Genomic DNA, 3,331 nt, shown 5'->3' with positions numbered 1-3,331 from the left:
TGGTGGGCCGTATTCCTTGGCGTGCGTTTGACAGAGGACGGATATAGTGTGCTTGGACGGGAAACGTTCCTCGCCCCGGTCGTTTGGAACGAGGGCTGGCCCCACATGGACAACAATGAAGGAATAGTGAGTCTGGACATGAAGGTCCAGCGATTGCCAATGACATTACCTTCTTTGCCCGGGAGCCATACTGCTATCATTGTCGGCCGGGACGAATTCGACGGAGAACTCGGGCCACAATGGATGTTTGTGCGCAACCCGACAGAAGGATCATGCTCGCTTACAGAAAAACCAGGTTTCTTAACGTTGTATGGTCAAGCGGGAGGTCTTGGGGACGTAAGTGAGATTACGTTTGTTGGGCGCAGGCAGCAGCATATTCATGCCAGCTTTACAACCTGCCTGACATTCATGCCAATTGTCGATGGAGAAGAGGCCGGAATGTGTATCCGCCGGGATGAGGACGCGCACTATGAACTTGGCATAAGACGGTCAGAAGGCCACAACCTGATATTTGCCCGTCTCACAGTACGCGGAGAGTCGGAAATCGTGTATGCGGGCGAGACTGAAGCGGAGCAGCTGTTTCTCCGGATCGAATCGACGGAGAAGGAATATAGGCTGACTTGTTCCGAGGACGGACAGAACTGGACAGCCTTGGGTTCAGGCTCGGCACGTGCTATATCACCGGAGGACTTTGTGCACAAAATGTGCTTTACCGGAGCGGTGGTCGGACTATACGCTACTGGCAGTGGTAAGGCAAGTAGCACACCTGCCCATTTTAATTGGTTCGAGTACTCGGTCTGATTCAGTTGCTAATAAATCAATGCGAAGAAGGAAATTTAAAGGAGGGAGATTATGGGTTCGTTTCGAGAAGAGGCTTCACTGAAGGAATTGTACAAGGATGCATTCCACATTGGAGCAGCAGTGAGTCCGAAGACGATTGACAGCCAACGTTCATTGCTTGCATATCACTTCAACAGCCTGACGGCAGAAAATGAAATGAAATTCTCCAGTGTGCATCCACAGAAGGAACTGTATACGTTTGACGATGCAGATGCCATCGCTTCCTTTGCCAGAGAGCAAGGCATGGCGCTGCGTGGTCATACGCTGGTCTGGCACAACCAGACTCCGGATTGGTTGTTCGAGAATGAAATTGGCGGACTGGTGGAGCGCGATGTATTGCTGGAGCGATTAAAGGCACACATTGAGACCGTCGTTGGCAGATATAAGGACGTTATCTATGCCTGGGACGTTGTAAATGAGGTTATTTCTGATGATGCGGATGATGCAAACGCATTCCTGCGCCCATCCAAATGGCTGGATATCGCCGGAGAAGGTTTTATTGCCAAAGCGTTTGAATTCGCCCATGAAGCAGATCCGCAGGCATTGTTGTTCTATAACGATTATAACGAATCTGATCCACATAAGCGGGAACGCATCTATCGGCTCGTCCGTTCATTACTCGATCAAGGCGTGCCGATTCATGGCGTTGGCCTGCAGGCACACTGGAATCTGTATGATCCGTCCATGGATGATATGCGCGCAGGAATTGAGCGGTATGCGCAGCTTGGACTGCAGCTTCAGCTCACCGAACTGGATGTATCGGTATTTCGCTTTGAAGACAGACGTACAGATCTCGTTCAGCCATCGCAAGAGATGCTGGAATTGCAAGGCGAGCGATACGAATCCATCTTCCGCCTGCTTCACGAATATAAGGAGCATATTAGCGCTGTGACATTCTGGGGGGCTGCCGACGACTACACCTGGCTTGACAATTTCCCTATCCGAGGGCGGAAAAACTGGCCATTCCTGTTCGATGAGTTGCATCGTCCAAAGGAAGCGTATCAGCGTGTTGCGCGAATCACTGTACCCAAGTGACATGAAACGGATCAATATCGTTGCGTTTAACCCATAGCATCTCGATGAGATACTCGGGAGTACATATCTATTGGAAGGAGCAATTTGTATGTCCGAAATAACTAAACCACATCAACCTATAGTTACCCATATATTTACTGCTGATCCGTCAGCGCATGTATTCGAGGATCGTATTTATATTTATCCTTCCCATGATCTGGATCACGACGGTCCGGTGAATGACAATGGAGATCAGTACAAGATGGAAGACTATCATGTGCTGTCTATGGCGGACATGAATTCACCCGTGACGGACCATGGCGAAGCGCTGCATGTGAAGGATGTCCCTTGGGCATCCAGTCAAATGTGGGCTCCGGATGCCGCATACAGAAAAGGCATCTATTATTTGTTTTTCCCGGCTCGGGACCATGATGGCATTTTCCGCATCGGCGTGGCTACATCGTCTTCACCGACAGGACCGTTCAAACCGGAGGAGCAATATATTCAGGGCAGCTTCAGCATTGATCCCGCTGTGTTCGTGGACGATGATGAGCAGGCTTATATGTTCTTTGGCGGGTTGTGGGGGGGACAGTTGGAGAAATGGCAGACAGGAAGCTACGTGGAACTTGCGGAGGGACCTGCTCCAGATGCTCCGGCGATCGGACCAAAAGTTACAAAGCTGAGTGAAGATATGCTCTCAATGGCTTCGGAACCGCTGGAGATATCCATCGTGGATCAGGAAGGAAATCCGCTGACTGCTGGGGATGAGGATCGTAGATATTTTGAAGGCCCTTGGATGCACAAATATAACGGGAAATATTATTTGTCCTATTCCACAGGAACAACGCACAAGCTGGTGTACGCCATTGGCGACAATCCGATGGGTCCGTTTACGTTCCAAGGTACCATTTTGCCGCCAGTCATGGGCTGGACAACGCATCATTCGATTGTACAATTTCGGGAAAAGTGGTATTTGTTCTATCACGATTGTTCCCTTTCCGGCGGCGTTGATTACAAGCGCTGCGTCAAGTTTGCCGAGTTGACGTATAACCCGGATGGCACCATACGCATGATTGATCCGTATCCAGAGAAGTGATATGGATGTGAATGTGAACCTATGTCTTTTTCTCTGAAACAGTAAATTCTGAAGAGCCCTAGAGTGAATACAAATTTCAGGGCATGGTACGTTTTCCAAGAGGAAAAGGAACGAATTCCAATATAACCCTAGGTATATCCCCTCATGGTAGACAGTGAAACTCTAACACTGGATACCGGAGGGGATTTTATTAGGTCAGCGAAGAGAAGAATAAAGTTAGTAGTGCAGAAGAAAATGCTTAAAACTCCGTGCTATAGCACGGAGTTTTCCAATATACGAGCAGATTGAATGGGATTAACCTAGTTGCTGCGAACCATTAAACCACACGGATTTGATCGACAAGGTATCCAAAATATTCGTTGTTGGATCACCGTCTACGAG

General features: G+C 49.0%; 3 protein-coding genes. All 3 read left to right on the top strand.

Annotation, left to right across the window (positions count from 1 at the left end; genetic code table 11):
• Positions 1 to 801, top strand: an 801-nt coding sequence (locus tag HP548_RS00555) for a beta-xylosidase family glycoside hydrolase (protein WP_457852492.1), incomplete at its 5' end; no start/stop codon positions are given.
• Between the two features lie 51 nt (positions 802 to 852).
• A complete protein-coding gene (locus HP548_RS00550) occupies positions 853 to 1,875 on the top strand; it encodes an endo-1,4-beta-xylanase (RefSeq protein WP_175380586.1) in 1,023 nt (340 codons plus the stop codon).
• A gap of 88 nt (positions 1,876 to 1,963) precedes the next feature.
• Positions 1,964 to 2,950, top strand: coding sequence for a glycoside hydrolase family 43 protein (locus HP548_RS00545; protein ID WP_175380585.1), 987 nt, complete (start codon positions 1,964 to 1,966; stop codon positions 2,948 to 2,950).
• Positions 2,951 to 3,331: the final 381 nt, after the last annotated feature.

The sequence above is a fragment of the Paenibacillus taichungensis genome, from assembly GCF_013359905.1.
GTDB classification, from domain to species: Bacteria; Bacillota; Bacilli; order Paenibacillales; family Paenibacillaceae; genus Paenibacillus; species Paenibacillus taichungensis.
This window is presented reverse-complemented; position numbering and strand designations above follow the sequence as displayed.